This window comes from Actinoplanes sp. NBRC 103695 (assembly GCF_030269485.1).
In the GTDB taxonomy this organism is placed as follows: Bacteria; Actinomycetota; Actinomycetes; order Mycobacteriales; family Micromonosporaceae; genus Actinoplanes.
In genome coordinates, this window is record NZ_BSTL01000014.1 from 67457 (window position 1) to 88356 (window position 20900).

Here is a 20900-nt window from a genome sequence, read left to right on the forward strand (position 1 = left end):
GCCCAGCGCGGGCGACCCGCCCGGGTGGGTGGCCCAAGTGGGTAGCCGGCGCGGGCGGCCCAAGTGGGCGGCCGGCGCGAGCAGCCCAAGTGGGCGGCCGGCGCGAGCAGCCCAAGTGGGCGGCCGGCGCGAGCAGCCCAAGTGGGCGGCCGGCGCGGGTAGCCGCCGACGTGGGGCAGACAGCCCGCCGGCGGGCGGCCCAAGTGGGCGGCCAAAGTGGGTAGCCTGGCGCAGGCGGCGGCGGGCAGCCGTCCGTTAGGCGGGCAGCCGGACGAGCGACATCCCGTCCGCCGAGTAGTGGCTGCGGGGACCGGACGCCGACGTGACCTCGAAGCGCGTCGAGCATTCGGGGCCGTCGTTGCGCACGGTGATCTGGTAGGCGGGCTGCTTGACGCCCTCCTTGGGGAAGTGCCAGCCCGCCGCCGCGTTGCCAATGGCGCCGTGTTGGACGGCTTCGACGCGGCCGGTCGTTGTCACGGTGAGGATGCGGCCGGCGGGGTGGCGGAAGGTCAGGCGCGTCGGGCTGTGGGAGAGCAGGGTCCACTTCGGGTCGAGGTGCCAGGACTGGCGCCATTCGGTGGCGTTGTGGAAGAGGTCGGAGACGGTCATCGCGGCCGGGTCGACGGCGATCGTCCGGGTGTGCGGGTCCTGGTAGATCTTGTCCTGGACGGTGATCTCGTGGCGGAGCGGGGCGAAGGTCGACACGGCGACGTCGGCCGGCGCCTGGGTCACGAAGCCTGGGGACGGGACCGCCACATTGGTGGCCTGCGGGGTCATCTGGTAGATCCAGAACGGGTCGTCGCGGTTGTAGCTGTATCTCCCTGGGCCGACCAGCACTCGCACGCCCTGGGTTGCGAAGGTCACCGCACCTGCCTGGTCGCGGTGGCCGTGTGCGCGGCGGGCGGGGCCGTACCGGACCGTGTAGTGGGCTGTCTGCGGGTCGGTCCAGCTCCACCGGCCGGCGATGAGCCCGGCCTTGTCGTCGCGGACCGAGCGCGCTTCGCCCAGGTCCATGGGCCGGCCTTTGAGTTCGTCGGAGTCGCCGTACTGGGCGATCGTCCCGTCGGGCTGGGTCATCCACGCCAGCATCCGGTAGGCCTTGTCGACGGTGTCGCGGATCTTGGCGACCACGCCGGCGCTGCCGGGCGAGCCGGCGAGCAGGTCGGCTGCCTTGTCCCACTGGGAGGCGTTGAACTGCTGGTAGCCGGATGCCTGTTCCATGGAGGTGCCCATCGGGGAGAACGCCTTGGGCGCCTCCCGGGACATCCGGAGCAGGGCGACCTTCTTCCAGTAGGGGCGGTGCAGCAGGTCAGCCGCCCGGAACAGCTGGATGCAGGCCATCAGGCCGTGGTTGTGGACGGGGCGGTAGGGCGGCCCGTAGTAGCGCTGGTCCAGTTGCACCGCGGCGTCGGCGACCATGCCGGGGATGAGGGCGGGCGCCCGGGTCAGCGCGTACAGGCAGTTGGCGGTTTCCAGGCGGCGCATCGCGGTGCCCTCGTCCCACCCGTGTTTGACGTTGTGCGGGTCCGGGTTCTCCCGGTGGAACGCGACGGTCTGGGCGATCAGCTCGGCCAGCACGTCCGACCGGCCATCGTTGTAGGCGCGGACCGCCACCGGTCGCATCCAGGCCAGCCCGAGGAACCGCAGTTTCCAGCCCAGGTCGGCGACGGGCGTGTTTCGCCAGGTGGTGGCGGGGATGCGCCCGACCACGAACGGCTGCGCCGGCTGCAGACGCACCGTGATCGGTTTCCCGGTCTCCGGGAGGCGGTCGCGCTGTGGTGGCCCGCAGCGGGAGTCGGCGGCCGGGATGTCCGGCCAGATGGGCCGCGCCGTCGTTGGTGCCGACGACGCGGCCTGGGTCGATGCCACCAGGACACAACCGACCACAATGGACATGAGACGTTGCCAAGCGTTCCCCCGCATGCCTGTTCGACGCTCGGGGGGCGCGAACTGTTGCAGCGAACACCCGATCGTGGATTACCGTGCGTAAACCTCCAGCTCATAGAGGGAGAAGCCGTAGGACGTGGCCCGGGTCTGCCCGAACACGCGCAGATATCGGGCGCTCCGGGCGGGGAAGGTGACCGTGTCGAGGCCGCCGTTCGCCCCGGTCACGGTGGCCGCGGTGGTCCAGGTGGTGCCGTCCGGCGAGGTTTCGACGCGGTACGCGGACGCGTACGCCGCCTCCCACCGGATCAGGACCCGCGCCACCGTGCGCGAGCTCCCCAGGTCGACCCGCAGCCACTGGTTGTCCGCCCAGGAACTGGCCCACCGTGTGCCGACATTCCCGTCGACCGCGTTGGCCGCCGGGTTGCCGCTCTGTGTGCTCGATGCGGTGACGGGCCGGCCGAGGGCGAGGTTGCTGATGTCGTCGCCGCGCCCGGCCGGGAACGAGATCACCTGCTGGTAGGTGGGCCGGTTCTGCCACGCGATCATCCGGTGTTTGATGCCGCCGAGCGGCGACTGCACGATCGCGTCCGCGCACCACTGGTCGCTGGCCGAGCAGTACGTGTCGGCCGGATACGTGGTGGCCGCGGGCTCGGCCAGCGCCGCCGACAGGCTCGTCAGCAGGGCGCTCCGGCAGGCCGGCACGCTGCCGCCGCCGCAGTAGGAGACGGACCACCCCGGCACCGCGTCGCCGAGGACGGCCCGCAGATCCTTGTCCACCCAGCCCCACCAGCCGTACTGGAACGAGGAGCCCTTGTGCGCCTGCGACTCGTTGGCCGAGGTGGGCAGCGTCGACACCGGCCCGGTCTGCCCGCCCGACGGCGACTCGTTGATCTGCAGGGCGTCCACGAGGGAGGTGAACAACGCCGGATCCATCGATTGGAAGGCAGCGACCACCAGCCGGGGCCACCACGCGTCGAAAAGACGAATGGCGTCCGCGTCCCGATAGATCTTCGATCCGGCCGCTGTCTCCTGCCGGTGTGCGCCGGCCGCCAGCCAGGCGCGCAGCTTGGCCAGGGCAGCCACGGACGCGGGGTCGGTCACCGGGGCGGTGTCGATCACCCGGAGCAGCACCGGCAGCACGTCGGAGCCGCGCAGGTCCACGGTCGCCGCCGACTGCACGAGCTGGAGCAGGGACGCGCGGTCGTACCGGCGACCGGCCGCTATCCCGGCTCGCAGCGGAGCGTCCAGGAGATCACCGCGGTGCACCGACCCGAAGCTGAAGTTGCCGTCGGCGGCACTGAAGTCGGCGGCCTGCTTGTTGTTCCAGCTCACGAAGTAGTCCTGGTTGACCGCCTGGGGATGCGCGGCGACCGGCTGCTGCGAGAACGTATTGGCAGACGGATCCCAGCCCTGCCAATCGAATCCCGCGGACGTGGGGAGGTTGGGGTCGGCCCCCGGCGCACGCAGCGGCTGGGCGCCGGAGGTGTACATCGCCGTGTCCGTGGAGTTGACGTAGAACCAGTTGAAGGCGAACGAGATCTGCGAGGCGGAGTTCCGGAACGCGCCGGTCGTACCCATCTGGTCCTGCTCGTTGAACATCTGGAACCCGATCGCCGAGTCGGCCTCGTGCCGGTAGGTCGCCCGCAGGTGGGCGAACGCCGTGGGTACGCCGCCGACCAGGCCACGCCAGCCGACCAGGCCGTAACGGGTGCGCTGCACGGTCAGCCGGTAGGACCCGGCCGCGGTGCTGTCGGCGGTGGTCGGCTTCCACGCGTTGGTCCTGGTCAGGCTCTCCATCGGCAGGCACTGGCCACGCATGAGGTAGCTGTTCGAGTTCACCGTCGGCGCGGCGCCGCCGGGTTCGCACAGCCGCAGCGCGAACGTGTCGGTGATGTCCTGGATCGACGAGGTGGCGCTCCACGCGTAGTCGGGGCCGCGGCCGATCAGCGTGTACAGGTTGAGCCCGCTGAACGCGATGCCGCGGGTGCTGATCCCCGGCCCGCGCAGTTCCTGCAGCATGAGCAGTTGCGGGGCGAAGTAGCCGGTCTGCGGTCCGAAGACCGCGACCGGGTGCCCGCTCGAGCTGTGTGCGGCGGAGACGATCGCCGCGTTGGACATGCCGCGGTGCGATTCAAAGCTGAGGGTACGCAAGGAGTCAGCGATCGCACTGTCGCCGGAGGAACCCGAGGCCGCCGAGCCGGTCCGGTCGAAGATCAGGGGGGCGGGTGCGGCGCTGCCGGCGTCCGGCATGGCGACCCCGGCGGCGTTCGGGTCGCCCGCACCGTACGGGAAGGATTGTCCGTTGTGCAGGGTGAGCACCGCCTCCGGGTCGTTCTGCGACCGGAACTGCTGCCACACCTGGTCGCCCGCGGTGGCGCCGTACTTGGCCCGGGCGGCGATGCGCACCAGCGCGGACTGCATCTCGTGGCCGCCGCCCCCGCCGAACAGTCCGCCGATGACGCCACCGATCGCGATCAGATCCTCGGGTACGAACGGCTCCGGCCCGCCCTCGTTGGTGATCGCGTCGAGGTGCCCGGTGAGCACGTACTCGCCGGGGCAGTCCCGGGCGGCCATGCAGTCGGCGATGTACTTGTTGATCCCGGCGAGATAGCTCTGCACGTCGGTGTAGAGCTGCGCTCCGCGCGTACCCGAAGCCCTGAGGTTGTTGATCTGCGCGGTCAGGTCGGTTTCGAGGTACGGCGACGTCCGCCAGACGCTCTGCTCCAGCTCACGGTTGCCGTCGGCGCCACCGGCGAACGGGGTGAGCGTGCCCCGGCCGACGTGGCGCATCAGGTCCATCAGGAAGAGCCGGTCCTGCCCGCCCGCGTAGCCGGCCCCGAACATCGTCCCGGCGCGGGTCGTGCCGGTGATGTGCGGGATGCCGGCCTTCTTGTCGCGCACGATCGTGACGTCCGCGCGTGGCGAGTAGGTGCGCTCCACGTCGGCGGGGGCGACGCCGAAGGAGCTGTCGTTGAAGAACGAGTTGATCTGGTCGCCGGTCAGCCCGGTGTACCGGTAGCCGAGGTCGGCGTACGGCGTGAGTTGATCGTCGGAGTGCGGCGGCATGGTGCCGAAGGCCTGGTTGGCGAGGATCTGCACCAGGTCGGCGTCGCCGTTCTCGCCGGGCGGCAGGATGTCGGAGCACTCGCCGAGGCAGTAGTCGTCGGGCGCGAACGCGGCGGCGGCCGGTTCGGCTCGAAGGGGGATGAGGCCGGCGGGGAGGAGGAGAAGGACGAGAAGCGCACGTCGGAGCATGGCGACCACCCTCGCGAAACACGAACCTGTTTCACGAAGGTTAAAACTATGACGACCGTTACGCCATAGCCTCCTGTGGATGGATGACGACCTTCAGGCCGGTGCGGGCGACCGCCGCGGAGAGGGCGGCGTCGATGTCCCCCAGCGGGTAAGCGCTCGTGACCAGCGACGACAGGTCCAGCCGGCCGCTCGTGGCCAGGGCGATCGAGCGCGGGTAGACCTCGCCCATCCGGCGGGACATGACCAGGGTCAGACCTTTGCGGCGGGCCACCGAGGCGGAGAACGAGGTGCGGTCGCCGTCGGGGATGCCGACCAGCACCACCCGGGCGCCCGCACGCGCCAGCCGCAGCGACGTGTCGATCGCGCCGTCCGAGCCGCTCACCTCGAAGACCACGTCGGCCGTGCCCTGGTCGCCGTCCCCGGCGGGCTCGGCGCCGAACTTCACGGCCGCCTCCAGCCGGTGCGGCAGCGGGTCGGCGGCCAGCACCCGGGTGGCGCCGGCCAGCCGCGCCAGCTGGATCAGGAAGAGGCCGATCGGGCCGCAGCCGACCACGCCGACCGTGCTCGCCACGCGCAGGTGGCCGAAGTCCAGGGCGTGCACCGCGACACCGAGCGGCTCGAGCAGGGCCCCCTCGTCGTCCGAGAGCGCGTCCGGCAGCGGGATCAGGCGGTGACTGGGCCACGCCATCAGCTGCCGCAACCCGCCGTCGCAGCCGCCATGACCGGCGAAGACCACGTTGGGGCACAGGTTGACGTCGCCCCTCGCGCACTCGGGGCAGGCTTCGCAGGGTACGGCCGGGTCGATCGCGACGCGCGTGCCGTCGGCAGGCCCGCCCCGCACCACCCCGGCCATCTCGTGGCCCAGCACCAGCGGGCGGGAGACCTTGGCGTCGCCGATGCCGCCCTCGGCGAACCAGTGCAGGTCGGACCCGCACAGCCCGACCGAGGTCACCTCGACCAGCCACTCCCCCTCGCCGGGCACCGGACGCTGCTCGGTCTGTACCCGGACGTCACCGGCGCCGTACAACCGCGCCGCGAGCTGACCGTCAGACATGCGAACCTCCTGATTGGGTGCGTTCCCACTCGCGGCGGGCCACGGCGGTGCCGGTCAGGGCCGTGAGCAGCGGCAGCGCCTGCTCGGTGGCGGCCCGGCCGGCATCCTCGAACTCGGTGATCCGTGAAAGCTCCCAGAAGGCGTACCCGTCGACCTCGGGCGCAAGCACCAGATCGGCGTCCTCGGTGAGCCGCTGCGTCCCGCCCGGCTGCATGGCGCTGACCGCGACCATCACGTGCACCAGCGTGGTCGGCGGCCGGCGCGGCAACGGGCCGGAGACGTCGACCGCGACCACGATGTCGGCGCCCAGCTCACGGGCCAGCCGGGCCGGGACCATGTCGACCAGGCCGCCGTCCACCAGCATGCGGCCGTCCCGGTCGACCGGCGGGAAGACCCCGGGGATGGCCGCGCTGGCCAGCACCGCCGTGGAGACCGGCCCGTCCCGCATGACGACCCGCTCGCCGGTGATCAGGTCGCAGGCGACGGCCGCGAAAGGGCGTTCCAGCTCGGTGAACTCGCGCCCGCCGAGCAGCTCCTCCAGGTACGCCCCGAGGTGCCGGGTGTCGAAGAGGGCCTTGCGGGTGCGAGCCGGGCGGACCAGCTTGGCCCAGCGCAGCGAGTGTGCCTGCGCGCTGATCTCCGCGGCGGTCAGCCCGGCCGCGTACAGCGCCCCGACCAGGGCGCCGGCGCTGGTGCCGGTGAGGATGGCCGGTTCCAGACCGGCCTTCTCCAGCACCTCCAGGACGCCGATGTGCGCGGTCCCCCGGACGGCGCCGCCACCGAGGGCGAGCCCGATCCTGATCGGCTCCTCTGACGTGGTCACCCGATCACCGTGTCACGATCCTCCCCACGGATCCAGCGGCAGGCGGACGACGAACGTGGTGCCCTTACCCGGGGTGCTCGTGACACTGATGCGGCCGCCGTGATCGGTGACGATGCGGTGGGCGATGGTCAGGCCGAGGCCGCTGCCGCCGGTGGCGCGTTGCCGGGCCGGGTCGGCACGCCAGAACCGGTCGAACACCCGGGGTACGTCCTCGGGGGCGATGCCCACGCCGGTGTCCCGCACCATCAGCACCGCCTCGAAGACCTCGGGGCGGGCCTTGATCTCCACCAGGCCGCCGCGGTCGGTGTACCGGATCGCGTTGGTCAGCAGATTGCCGAGGACCTGGCGCAGCCGTTCCGGGTCGGCGCGGACCCAGGTGCCCCCCGGGGCTTCCACGACCAACTCCACCCCGGCCTCGGCGGCCACCGCACGGTGGGCCGTGGCGCTGTTCGTGGCCAGCTCGGCCAGGTCGAAGGAGGTGCGCGTGTAGGTCAGGTCACCCGCCTCGGCGAGAGCGAGTTCCTGCAGGTCGTCGAGGATGCGGCGCTGGAGCAGGGTCTCCTCGTGCAGGGAGACGAACAGCTCACGGCTGGGCTCGACGACGCCGTCGGACAGGCCCTCCAGATAGCCGCGGAGGTTCGACAACGGCGTACGCATCTCGTGCGCGATGTCGGCGATCAGCCGGCGCTGGCGTTCCTCGCTGCTCTGCACCGCCTCGGCCATGGCGTTGAACGACGCGGACAGCAACGCGAGCTCGCCGCGCCCCTTGATCGGCACCCGCACGTCCAGCTTGCCGTCGGCCAGCCGCAGCGACGCCTCGGTCAGCAGCCACACGGGCCGGCTGACCCGGCGGGCGATCAGCGCGGTGCCGACCAGCGCCACCACCATCAGCCCGGCCACGCCCAGCAGTGCCGGCGAGCCCAGGTCGGCGATGTCCCGGTCGCTGCGGAAGCCCAGGTAGAGCCGCAGCGGCACCGCGGAGAAGTCGCCCACGTTCCGCACGAACGCCAGCCGCAGGCAGCTTGTCACCTTGTCGGGATCGACCGGCCCGACGCACGGCGCGAAGGACTGCGAGACCTCCTTGAGCCACGCCGTGTCGGTGACGACCCGGTTCGCCGCCGCGGTCACACAGGCCGGCTGGCCGCTGATCTGCGTCGGCGTCAGGTAGGGCACCCGGTCCAGCAGCAGCGCCGGTTCCGCCGGATTCTCATCGGCGATGCAGCGCACCGCGATCAGGGCGGCGCGGTACTGCGCCAGCTGCCGGACGGCCAGCACCGCCGGGCCGCCGTCGGCCCCGGTGGATCCGAAGAGGTCGGCCGGCAGCTTCACCAGGCCGTCGACCGGCCAGCTCACCGGCGTACCGACGCGCACCACGCCGGCGAGTTCCGGCTGCGGATCGACGGTCAGGGGCGCGCCGCGTACCGGGCCGGAGCGGCGGCCCTCGATGGTGTCCGAGTCGGCCAGCACCGCGCCGTCGATCGTCCGCACCTGGATGTGCAGGCCGGTCGACCGGGCCAGTTCCCCGACGACCACCGAGATGCCGGGCCACCGGCCGTGCCGCAGGCCGTACTGGCGGACCTCCTCGAGGATCCGGGTCTGGTGGGTGGCCTCGTTCTCCTCGGACTGGGCGATCTCCCGGGAGGTGAGGCTGAGGGTGAGCCACGCGGTGGCCCCGATGGCGGTGAGCGCGATCAGCACGACGAGCGCGAAGATCCGCAGGCGGAAACTCACGGCTCGGCCATCCGGTACCCGCGGCCGTAGACGGTCTGCACGTACCGGGGCTCGGCCGGATTCGCCTCGATCTTGCGGCGCAGGTTGACCACGTGCGCGTCGACCGTGCGCTCGGAGACGTCGTGCTCGAAGCCGAACGTCTTGTCGATGATCTGACCGCGGGTGAAGACCCGGCCGGGCTCGCGGGCCAGCAGCTCGAGGATGCCGAACTCCTTGGCGGTCAGGTTGATCGGTTCGGCGTCCACGCGCACCTCGAAGCGGCCCGTGTCCACCTCTAAGTCACCGACCCGGATGATCGAGGACGACTCCTCACCGGCCCCGGTGCGGCGCAGCAGGGCGCGTACCCGGGCGGTGAGCTCCCGGGGGCTGACCGGCTTGGCCAGGTAGTCGTCGGCGCCGATGTCCAGCCCGAGCAGCATGTCGTTCTCCGAGGCCCGGGCGGTGACCAGCAGGATGGCGACGTTGGACTCGGCCCGCAGGATCCGGCAGACGTCCAGGCCGTCGACCAGCGGCATCATGATGTCGAGCACGATCAGATCCGGACGCCGCGAGCGGGCCATCTCCAAGGCCGCCCGACCGTCACCGACAGTCATCACCTGGTGCCCCTCTCGCTCCAGATAGAGCCGGATGAGCTGGGCATGCTTCGGATCGTCGTCAGCCACCAGAACACGTGCGGTCACGGGCGCGATTCTCGCTCACGCAGGCAAACCGGGCCAAGAATTGCCGGATTCCTGTGAAGAAGGCGCCCGGTTCCGGTGAGAACGCGATTCTCAGCCACTTCCCCACAGGTTCTTCACAGCGCTGAACGTACGTTCCGCCACGTAACTCGCCGCTACCGACAGGAGTGACGCCCATGTGTGGCCTCAGCGTCTTCGTGAGCAGCCGCCCCGGCGCCGGCCCGCCCGACCCGGCGACCGCCGCCGCCTTCGCGGGCGCGTTGGAGACCATGCACCACCGCGGGCCGGACGACACCCGGATCGAGTTCGCGGACGGGCTCGCCTTCGGTTTCAAGCGGCTGGCGATCGTCGACCGCGAGGAGAGCGTCCAGCCGGTGCACTACGGCGAGCGCTGGACCGTCGTGTTCAACGGCGAGATCTACAACTACCGCCAGCTGCGCTCCGAGCTGACCCGGGCGCACGGCGCCACGTTCGCCACGGAGGGTGACAGCGAGGTTCTCGCGGCCGCGTTCCACTACTGGGGTGTCGCCGCGCTCCCCCGGCTGCGCGGGATGTTCGCGTTCGTCGCGTACGACACCCACACCGGCACCGTGCACGCCGCCCGCGACCCGTTCGGGATCAAGCCGCTCTACGTGCTGGAGACCACCGACGGGCTGCACCTGGCCAGCGAGCGCAAGGCGCTGGAGCCGTTCGCCGGCGACCCCGGGGCGGCGCTGGACACCGAGGCGCTCGCCCATTACCTGACCTTCCAGTACGTCCCGGAGCCCGGGACGCTGCACCGGCACGTCAAGCGGCTCCCGCCGGGCCACCGGATGACCTGGACCGCGGCCGGCGGGCAGCGTGTGGAGCGGTACTTCCAGCCGTCGCTGCGGCCGCTCAACCTCCAGCCGGAGGCGGCTTACCACGCGATCCAGGACGCGCTGCGCGACAGCGTGCGCAAGCACATGCACGCCGACGTGCCGGTCGGGGCGTTCCTGTCCAGCGGCATCGACTCGTCCGCGGTGGTCGCGCTCGCCCAGGAGGTGAAGCCGGACCTGCACGTCTTCACGGCCGGGTTCGCGGACGAGGGCTACTCGGAGATCGAGATCGCGGCCGACACGGCTGCCCAGCTCGGCGTACGCATCACGCCCACGGTCGTCACCGAGGACGACGTCCTGCGGGAGCTGCCACGGATCGTCCACCTGCTCGACGACCCGGTCGCCGATCCGTCGCTCGTACCCCTGTATTTCCTGGCTCAGACCGCGTCCCGGCACGTCACCGTGGTGCTTTCCGGCGAGGGCTCGGACGAGTTGTTCGGCGGCTACACGATCTACCGCGAGCCGGCGTCGCTGTCGAGCATCGACAAGCTGCCGGAGCGGATGAAGAAGGGCCTGCGGACGATCTCGCACGCGATGCCGGAGGGCATGAAGGGCCGCAGCTTCCTGGATCGCGGCACCACGCCGATCGAGGAGCGCTACTACGGCAACGCGCGCATCTTCTCGCCGGCCGAGAAGCCCGACCTGATGCGCTTCACCGCGCCGCCGCACACCACGGTCACCGCCCACCTGTACGCGGAGACCGCCGACGTCGACGACGTGGCCTCGATGCAGTACGTGGACCTGCACACCTGGCTGCCCGGCAACATCCTGGCCAAGGCGGACCGGATGTCGATGGCCCACTCGCTGGAGCTGCGCGTCCCGTTCCTCGACCAGGCCGTGTACGCCGCGGCGGCCGGCCTGCCGACCGAGCTCAAACTGCCCGCGCACAGCAGGACCACCAAGCACGCGCTGCGCGAGGCGATGCGCGGGATCGTGCCGGAGTCGGTCCGGGACCGCAGGAAGCTGGGGTTCCCCACGCCGACCCGGGTGTGGCTGAAGGGCCGGATCGGCGAGTGGGTGAGCTGGCTGTTCGAGACGTCCCACGCCGGGTACCTGCTCGACCTGACCTACGCGCGGAAACTGCTGGCGGACCACCGGGCCGGCGTGGCCGACAATTCGCGCAAGGTGTGGACGGTCGCGATGTTCTGCCTGTGGCACGCGATCTACATCGACAAGACCATCAACCCCACGCCCGCGCACGCGACGCTCGCTCCCGCCTGGTGACCGGCCACAGTAGAGCGTGACTGTTAAGTAATCAAGCGATCACGGCTAGCGCCAAAACGACCTTATTGATCGTCGCTTATCGATGGAGGGCAGGTATAAACCGGGGACGGTGACTCGGTTACGGGGGGACGGCCATGGCCACCAGGTCAATGCGGCGTGCGATTTCCATGTCCGCGTCGATATCGCTGGCGATCAGCGGCGCGGTTCCGTTGCAGCTGGCCGGGACGCTGGAGCGCCCACCGCCGGTCACCGAGACGATCGCCCAGATCAGGCAGAGGTACGGCTTCTCGCTCCGCGGCCCGTCGGACGACGCCTTCAAAGGGCTGCCCAAGCAAGCCGACGGCGGCAAGGCCAAGGTCACGCAGGACACCCGGGCGAACGGCGGCGCGGGCAGTAAGCAGAGCAAAGGCATCGGGGCGCTGCCCCCGGCGCCCACGTTCGAGCGGGTCGTCGAGCGGTCCACCACCCCGCGAGCCGTCGCCGGCCGCGCGCTCGTGGCCAACGTCGCGCCGCAGATCGACGCGCAGTACCCGGCCAACGGCGCCTCGGTGCCGACCCTGACCCCGGAACTGCTCGCCGCCGGACACGACCCGGACGGCGGCTCGGTCACGTACGCCTTCGCCGTCACCAACGCCGCGGGCACCGTCGTCGCCCAGTCCGGCGCCCGGTCCGCCCGCAGCTGGACGGTGCCGTCCGGGACGCTGCGCTGGGGCCAGACGTACTCCTGGACGGTGACCGCGAGCGACGGCTCGGCCGGCAGCACCTCGCAGGAGAGCAACGCCCTGCTCCCCCGGTTCCCGCAGCCGCTGATCGGCGGCGGCCTGTCGCAGAACGGCGACCGCGGCTTCGACCCGAACACCCGCAACTACACCACCACGGTCACCGACGTCACGGTGCCGACGGTCGGCCCGGCGCTCGCGATGGAGCGCTACTACAACACCCTCGACGTGCGGCGGGACACCGCGTTCGGGGCCGGCTGGTCGAGCATCCTGGACGCGAAGGCCACCGAGGTCCGCGACCGGGCGGGCGTGCTCCAGGGCGTCACTGTCACCTACCCGAACGGCCAGGAGGTCGGCTTCGGCCGCAACGCCGACGGCTCGTACGTGCCGCCGGGCGGGCGCTTCGCCACGTTCACCGCGATCAGCGGCGGCTACCGGCTGGTCGACAAGGACGGCACGGCGTACGTGTTCACCGTGGCCGCCGGGACCGGCCGCTACCGCGTCACGTCCATGACCGACGTGCAGAACAGGGCCCTGACCTTCGGCTACGCCGCGGGACGCACCGAATCGATCACGGCGGCGTCCGGCCGGCGGCTGTGGATCGACTGGATGGCGACCGGCTCGGGCCGCTGGCACGTGCAGTACGTCAGCACCGAGCGCCTCGACCCGGACGACCCGGAGACCAGCTACACGCACGAGTACCGGTACGGGCCGGACGACGAGCTGACCCGGGTCTGCCCGCCCGGCAACGACGGCACCTGCACCGCGTACCAGCACACCTCGGCCTCGCAGCACCCGTCGATCGTCGGCAACGCCGGTCCCGACTCGTACTGGCGGCTCACCGAGACCTCCGGCAGCAGCGCGGCCAGCGCGGTCGTCAACAACCAGGGCGTCGACACCGCCGGCTACGTGGACGTGGCCCTGGGCCGGCCGGGGCCGCTGGCCGGCGCCAGCGCCACCGCCGCCGGGTTCAACGGCACCTCGTCGCGGGTGGAACTGCCGGCGCAGCTGGCCGACGCGGCCGGCGTGCAGACCGTCTCGCTGTGGTTCAAGGCCGCGCCCGGCGACCGCGGGGTGCTCCTCGGCTACTCCGCCGACCCGATCACGAAGAGCACCACCAGCGGGCACTTCACGCCGGCGCTCTACATCGGCGTGAGCGGCAAGCTGCACGGCGGCCTGTGGGACGGCTCCCGCACCACGATCGCCACCGCGGCCGCGGTCAACGACGGCAACTGGCACCACGCGGCGCTGGTCGCCGGGGCCAGCAAACAGTGGCTCTACCTGGACGGCGTGGAGGCCGGCACCAAGACCGGCAACGTCGCCCTGGCCGCCCTGAGCGCCTCCAACCGCCGCTACCTGGGCGCCGGATTCAACGGCGGTGGCTGGCCGGACCAATCGTCGAGCGCGGTCACGCCGAGCTTCTTCAAGGGCTCGCTGGCCGAGGCGGCGCACTTCGACCGGCCGCTGACCGCCGACGAGATCGCCGTCCTGCGCAGCTCGGGCACCACCGACTCGCACCCGGTCGTCAAGATCCTCCGGCCGTCCGGCAGCACCACCGCGGCCATCGACTACGACCGGGTGGACGGCACGGTCGACACGGTCAACGACATCAACGGCGGCGTCTGGAAGATGGGCAAGCCGACCGTCTCCGGGACCAGCAGGGTCTACCAGGCCGCGGTTCTCGCCGCCCGGCCGCAGGACTACTGGCGGTTCAGTGAGTCCGGCACCTGGCACGCGGTCAACCAGGTGATCGGCAACGACGCCTGGTACAGCGACGTCGGCCTGGGCCGCACCGGCGGGCCGTTCGAGGACAGCAAGGTCGCGGCCTTCGACGGGGAGGCGTCGCACGTCGGGCTGAGCGACCAGAACGTGCCGCAGGCCGGGCCGGTCTCGGTCAGCCTGTGGTTCAAGATGGACGCCGGGAACACCCGCGGCGGCGTGCTCTACTCGTTCCAGTCCCACGAGATCTGGAACGACCCGGACGAGCTCACCGACAACTGGGTGCCCGCGCTGTACGTGGGGCGGGACGGCAAGCTGCGCGGCCAGTTCTGCTACTGCGACGGCGCCACGCCGGTCACCACGGCCGGCACGGTCAACGACGGTCAGTGGCATCACGTCGCCCTCACCGCCGGCAGCAACACCGTGCTCTACCTGGACGGCAACGCGGCCGGCACGGTCAACCGCACGGTCGAGGCGAGCGACGCCTGGAACCCCTACGTCGGGGCGGGCACCACGCTGAACTGGCCGTCCGCGGCCGCGGACAGCACCAACGGGTTCTTCCCGGGTCACCTCGCCGAGTTCGCCTACTACCGGGCCAACCTCTCCGCCGACCAGGTCAAGGCACAGTTCGACGCGCGCGGCCGGTCCACCGGGCAGCCGGCCAAGCAGGTCATCACCGTCGACCCGAACGGCCGGTGGCTCACCGACAAGTACGAACTGCCCGCCGACCGCAAGGTCGCCTCGACCGACGCACTGGGCAAGACCACCAAGTTCGGGTACGACAGTGCCGGCTTCCTGCGCACAACGACCGACCCGAACGGCAGCACCACCACCGAGGAGCACGACGTCCGCGGCAACGTCGTCTCCTCCGCCACCTGCCAGGACCAGTCCGCCGGCCGGTGCTCGACGATCTACTACACGTACTACCCGGACGCGACCTCGACGCAGCTCACACCCGACCCGCGCAACGACGTCATCCTCACCGAACGCGACGGGCGCTCGTCGTCGGCCACCGACAACCGGTACCTGACCACGTACACGTACGACGCCAAGGGCAACCGGACCGCGGTGACCGACCCGCTCGGCCGGGTCACCCGGACCATCTACTCCGACGGGACCGGCGGCGCGGTCGGCGGCGGGCTGGTCCCGGCCGGGCTGCCCCTGCAGATGACCACGCCGGGCGGCACCCGGCAGAGCGTCACGTACTACCGCAACGGCGACGTCGCCACCAAGACCGAGCCGTCCGGCCGGGTCACCTCCTACGTGTACGACCTGGCCGGCCGGGTCACCGACGAAACCGTGACGACCTCGACGTTCGCCGCCGGTCGCACCACCACCTACGGGTACGACGAGCTCAGCCGGATGATCTGGAAGGTCGAGCCGCGGGTCACCAACCGGGTGACCGGCGCGGTGCACACCGCGTCCACGTCGATGTCCTACGACAACGACGGCTACCTGGTCGAGCAGCACGTGCAGGACTCGACCGGCGGCGACGCGGCGCGGACCGTCTTCTACAGGTACAACGTGCACGGCCAGCAGGCGGAGGCCGTCGACTCGGTCGGCAACAGCACCTTCTACACGTACGACGCGCTCGGCAACGTGGTGACCGAGACCGAACCGGACGGCGACGTCACCCGCAACACCTACGACTACAACGGGCAGCTGACCTCGACGGTGCTCGAGGACTGGCGCGGTGACCCGAACAACCCGTCGCCCGGGCGGGAACTCAGGATCCTCGCCAAGACGTACGACCCGGCCGGTCGCGTGGCCACCGAGGTCGACGCGATGAACTGGGTGACCGCGTACACGTACACCGACAACGGTCTGACCGCGACCATCACCCGCCGCGACCCGGCGACCGACGCCGCGTTCGTCACCGAGCAGAACACGTACGACGCGGACAGCAACCTGACCGCCCGCAAGACCAACAACGGCGTCACCACGACCACGTACACCGTCGACGCAGCAGGGCGGAGCACCTCGTCGGCGCTGGACCCGGCCGGCGTCAACCGGGTCACCGAGTACGAGTACGACAACGACGACGCCCTGCTGGCTACCAACCGGCGGGTCGGCTCCGGCACGGCGCTGGAACGGATGAACTACGCGTACGACGCGGCCGGCAACCAGACCTCGGAATGGCTCTGGCTGACCGGCACGGATCGCACCGCCCGGTGGAGGCTCGACGGGCTCACCGACGGGCGGGCGGCCGACGACGTCGGCAACGGCAAGCTCACCCCGTCGTCGGGCAGCGTCACGTTCTCCTCCGAGCGCGGCGGCGCGGCCGTCCTCAACGGCATCGACGGACGCCTGACCAGCGCGGCGACGCCGGTCGACACCAGCCGCAGCTTCAGCGTCGCCGCCTGGGTGAAGCTCGGCGCGACCGGGACGACCCGCCAGGCGGTCAGCGCCGACGGCATCAAGCAGAACCCGTTCCAGCTGCGCTACGACGGGCCCAGCAACCGCTGGCAGTTCGTCACCAGCCAGTCCGACTCCAGCACCCCCGGCGCGGTCGGCTCCACCTCCACCTCGGTGCCGTCGGCCGGCACCTGGACCCACCTGGCCGGGGTGTACGACGCCGCCTCGCAGACCATGCGGCTCTACGTCAACGGCTCCCAGCAGGACTCCGACACCGGCGTGCGGCCGTTCCCGTCGTCCGGCGGCATCACGGTCGGCGCCGGCCGGTGGAACGGCTCGGTCACCGACTTCTGGCAGGGCTCCGTCGACGACGTCCAGCTCTACCAGAAGGCGCTGAGCACCTCCGAGGTAGCCGCGGTCCGCGACGGGGGTGGTCCGGGCGGCGACGCGCGGGTCATCCGTACGTCGTACCGGGTCGACGAGGACGGCCTGGTGCTGGCCTCCACCGACCCGAACGGCGACACCACCGACCACAGCTACGACGAGGCCGGCCGGCCGACGGTGCTGACCGCCCCGGCCGTGCAGACCGAGACCGCCGGCAGCGCGCCCGTGTCGGTCCGCGCGGTGACCACCACCGGTTACAACACGTTCGGCAACGCGGTCGAGGTGAAGAACGCGGCCGGTCAGGTCACCGAGACCCGGTACGACGCCGCCGACCGGCCGACGACCACGATCCTGCCCGCGTACACCCCGCCCGGCGGCGCCCCGGTGACGCCGCAGTCCACCCGCACCTACGACGAACTCGGCCAGGTCAAAACGGTCACCGACGCGCTGGGCCGGACCACCACCATCACGTACGACCAGCTCGGCCGGGTGGTGAAGCAGACCGAGCCCGGCAACCTGGTCACCAAACACACCTACGACCTGCTCGGCGACCGGCTCTCCACCATCGACCCGACCGGCGCGGTGGACACCGCCACCTACGACTACCTCGGCCGCACGCTGACCAGCACCGAGGTGGTCCGGCAGGACAACGCCAACCACACCACACGGTACGGCTACAACGCCGGCGGCTGGCTCGGCTCGACCACGTCGCCGGCTGGGGTGATCGCGTCGCAGACGTACAACGCGACCGGCCAGGTCGTCACCGCCACCGACGAGGCGGGCAGCACCAGCAAGCTCCTCTACGACGGCCTCGGCCGGCAGAACGTCACGATCCTGCCGAACAACACCGAGAAGGGCGTGGCGTTCGACAAGGCGGGCCGCCCGGTCGAGACCTACGAGCTCGACCCTGAGGGCGACTACCTGGCGGGCACGTTCACCGAGTACGACCTGGAGGGCAAGACCACCGCCGCGATCGACGAGCGGGGCACCAGGACCACCTTCACGTACGACGCTGCTGGGCTGCTCACCTCGGAGAACCAGCCGGTGTCGGCGACCCGCTCGATCAACACCACGTTCGGGTACGACGCGCTGGGCAACCGGACGCGCTTCACCAACGGCCGCGGGAACGCCTTCCTCACCACGTACAACAGCCTGAACCTGCCCGAGTCGGTGATCGAGCCGGCGACGGCGCAGTACCCCAGCACCGCGGACCGCACCTTCACCCGCGTGTACGACGCGGCCGGGCAGGTGGCCGCGGACCGCTCCCCCGGCAACGTCGCGGTCGGCTACCAGTACGACGAGGCCGGCAACCTGGCCCGGCAGACCGGCACCGGCGCCGAGGTGGCCACCACCGACCGGGTCTTCGGCTACGACAACGGCGGCCGGATGACCTCGGCGTCCGCGCCCGGCGGCACCGACGCCTTCACCTACGACGACCGCGGGCTGCTGCGCACCACGACCGGCCCGTCCGGCGCGGCGACCTTCAGCTACACCGCGGACAACAAACCGGCCGCCCGGACCGACGGCGCCGGCACCACCAGCTACACCTACGACAACGCCGGGCGGCTGCGCACCCTGGCCAACCAGACGGCCGGCCTGTCCGCCACCTACGGCTACAACGAGCTGTCCCAGCCCGCGTCGATCGCCTACGCCGGCGGCAACACCCGCACCTTCGAGTACGACGCGTTCCGCCGGCTCTCCCGCGACCAGCTGCACACCAGCGCCGGACGCGAAGTGGCGGCGATCGACTACCTGTACGACGTCAAGGGCAACCTGACCGACAAGACCACCACCGGCTTCGGCGGCACCACCGAGAACACCTACACCTACGACCTGGCCGACCAGCTGACCTCCTGGAACAACGGGGTCGCCACGGTCGCCTACGAGTACGACCTGGCCGGGAACCGCACCAGGATCGGCGCCAGAACCCTCACGTACGACGTCCGCGACCAGCTGATGTCGTCGAGCGACGGCACGCAGTACACGTACACCGCCCGCGGCACCCTGGCGCAGGCGGTCGTCAACGGCACCACCACGCTGACCCGCAGCGACGCCTACGGCCAGACGATCAGCCAGCAGGCCCCGGGCGGCGGCGCCAGCCAGACCTACTCCTACGACGCGCTCGGACGGGTGCTGCGCGCCGGCTTCAGCTACACCGGCCAGGGCAACAACCTGGCGTCGGACGGCACCACCGCGTACGTCCGCGACGCCACCGACGACCTCTTCGGCACCGTCAACGGCAGCACCGGCCTCTACTCGTGGACCGACAAGCACACCGACCACGTCGCCCAGTTCACCGGCGCCGGCGCCACCCTGACCGGCTCGTCCACATTCGACCCGCTCGGCAAGCCGCTGCGCTCCAGCGGCATGGCCGGCTCGCTCGGCTTCCAGCAGGAGTACACGGACAGCGCCACCGGCCGGGTCAACATGCACGCCCGCTGGTACAACCCCGACACCGGCCAGTTCGACTCCCGCGACTCGGTCGCCAACGACCCGGTGCCCGACTCGGTCAGCGCCAACCGCTTCGCGTACGCGGACAACTCCCCGCTGATGGACACCGACCCCACCGGTCACTGGCCGTCCTTCAAGAAGCTCAAGGACCGGGTCAAAAAGGTCACCGGCAAGGTCAAGAAGGCCGCCTCCACCGTGGTCGCAGCCGCCAACCAGGCCGTCCGCACGGCAGCCGTCAACGTGGCGACCACATCCGTCGGCAAAACCGTCCTCGCGGCTTCGAAGAACCTCAAGACGGGCGGCGGCATATCCGGCCGAGCCTTCCTCGGCGCCTCCAAGTTCAACCTGAAGAAATCCCTCGGCGCGGGCCTCAAGTCGCTGGCCGCCAAGGGGAAGAAGATAGCCAAGAAGGCCGTCACGTCCGTCTCGCAGAAGGTCAAGGACGCGGCCAAGTGGGCCAAGGACCACAAGGAACTGCTGATCGAGGCGGCAGCCATCGTCGGCGGGGTGGTCGCCGGCCTGGCCTGCACTGCGGCAACAGCAGGCGCCGGGGCGGTGGCCTGCATGGTCGGCACGGCGGCCATCATCAACCTGGCCAAGGACGCCGCACAGGGCGACATCAAGAACCTCGGCGACGCGGCCCAGTCCTTCGGCGTAGGCGCGGTGACGGGTCTGCTGGGCGGCCCCTACGCCGGCCAGGTCGTCGGCAAGCTGACCGGCCCGCTGGTCGCGAAGGCCGGCTCCAACCTCGGCCGGGCCGTCATCGAGAAGGCCGGCGACGCGGTCGCCTCCGGCGTCGAGGACGCGGTCACCCAGTTCATCGACACCGGCAGCATCGACCTCAAGCAGGTAGCGGTAAGCGCCGTCACCGACGGCCTGATCCCGTCCCGCATCGGCAAGGGCGGCAAGCCGAGCAAGGGCGCCACCCCCGCCACCACCGCCGGCGCCAGCCCGAGCAAGGCCACGCCACCGCGCGCCTCAGACACCTCATCCCCGCGGGCGAAGCCCGACAAGGTGGACAAGCCGTCGGTCGGCAAGGGTGACCCCGCACCGCGTGCCCCGACCGGAGACAAGGCCCCAGAGTCCCCGGCGAGTCCGGCTGCCGCAACCGTCAAGGAAGTGGAGACCGCGCCCGAGGTACCGACAACCCTCTACCACTACACCAGTGAAGATAATCTGCCTAGAATCCTGTCCAGCGGCGAACTGCACCCTTCAGTGAAGGCGAACAATCCGGCCGATGCCCGCTACGGTGACGGCCAATACCTGACGGACATCAAGCCTGGAACCAAGAGAAACAACCAGCTCTCGGCAGCTTTCTTGAAAGTCGGATGGCTCGGGCGTAAATACTCCCACTACGTCGAGATCGACGTCACGGGGCTGGACGTCAAGAAAGGCCGGGAGGGAGTCTACGTGATCCTGAATAGTGGGCCGCTTGATATCACAGGCCGTGTCCGTAGCTACGGAAGGAATGAGCGGTGAAGTATGTCAAGGTCACATGGACTCACGACTTCACCGATGAGCCCGTGCTTTATTTGAGCGAACTCGGTGCCGACGGGTACGAGACTCGCAAGGTTCAATACTATCGGAATGGTAGATCAGAATGGGCGGACCAAAGTCATGAAACCGACACCGCCGGACTCGCTGAAGTCGCATTTCCCCCGCTGAACGAGATTTCCGATCAACCTGAATTCAACGCGGTGGTGATCACACCGGACGAGTTCGAGCGCGCGTGGAACGAGGCGCGTTCGGATCGCTGACGCCGTA

At 70.7% G+C, this 20900-nt stretch carries 9 protein-coding genes; 3 read left to right on the forward strand and 6 right to left on the reverse strand.

Annotated features, from left to right (window positions below):
• Positions 1-255 precede the first annotated feature (255 nt).
• From QSK31_RS25285 to QSK31_RS25310, 6 genes are all read right to left on the reverse strand, one after another.
• Positions 256-1869: a heparinase II/III family protein gene (locus tag QSK31_RS25285; protein ID WP_285686796.1), complete on the reverse strand. Its 1614-nt coding sequence runs from the start codon at positions 1867-1869 to the stop codon at positions 256-258.
• Positions 1870-1977: 108 nt separating this feature from the next.
• Positions 1978-5142, reverse strand: coding sequence for a penicillin acylase family protein (locus QSK31_RS25290; RefSeq protein WP_285686797.1), 3165 nt, complete (start codon positions 5140-5142; stop codon positions 1978-1980).
• A gap of 58 nt (positions 5143-5200) precedes the next feature.
• The gene (locus QSK31_RS25295; protein WP_285686798.1) at positions 5201-6196 is read right to left on the reverse strand and encodes a zinc-dependent alcohol dehydrogenase; all 996 of its coding nucleotides are present in this window, start codon (positions 6194-6196) and stop codon (positions 5201-5203) included.
• Positions 6189-7019: a patatin-like phospholipase family protein gene (locus QSK31_RS25300; protein WP_285686799.1), complete on the reverse strand. Its 831-nt coding sequence runs from the start codon at positions 7017-7019 to the stop codon at positions 6189-6191. Before QSK31_RS25300 ends, QSK31_RS25295 begins: the two co-directional genes overlap by 8 nt.
• Positions 7020-7031: 12 nt before the next feature.
• Positions 7032-8750, reverse strand: a complete 1719-nt coding sequence (locus tag QSK31_RS25305) for a sensor histidine kinase (protein WP_285686800.1) — start codon at positions 8748-8750, stop codon at positions 7032-7034.
• A complete protein-coding gene (locus tag QSK31_RS25310) occupies positions 8747-9439 on the reverse strand; it encodes a response regulator transcription factor (protein ID WP_285687012.1) in 693 nt (230 codons plus the stop codon). Before QSK31_RS25310 ends, QSK31_RS25305 begins: the two co-directional genes overlap by 4 nt.
• Positions 9440-9603: 164 nt before the next feature.
• On the opposite strand from QSK31_RS25310, the gene asnB reads away from it, so the two are divergent.
• From asnB to QSK31_RS25325, 3 genes are all read left to right on the forward strand, one after another.
• Positions 9604-11508 (forward strand): asparagine synthase (glutamine-hydrolyzing), encoded by a 1905-nt coding sequence (asnB, locus tag QSK31_RS25315; RefSeq protein ID WP_285686801.1) that lies wholly within the window; start codon positions 9604-9606, stop codon positions 11506-11508.
• A 167-nt stretch (positions 11509-11675) separates the two neighbouring features.
• Positions 11676-20615, forward strand: a complete 8940-nt coding sequence (locus QSK31_RS25320; RefSeq protein ID WP_285686802.1) for a LamG-like jellyroll fold domain-containing protein — start codon at positions 11676-11678, stop codon at positions 20613-20615.
• On the forward strand, positions 20612-20893 hold the full coding sequence (locus QSK31_RS25325) for a DUF6881 domain-containing protein (protein ID WP_285686803.1): 282 nt from the start codon (positions 20612-20614) through the stop codon (positions 20891-20893). Before QSK31_RS25320 ends, QSK31_RS25325 begins: the two co-directional genes overlap by 4 nt.
• Positions 20894-20900: the final 7 nt, after the last annotated feature.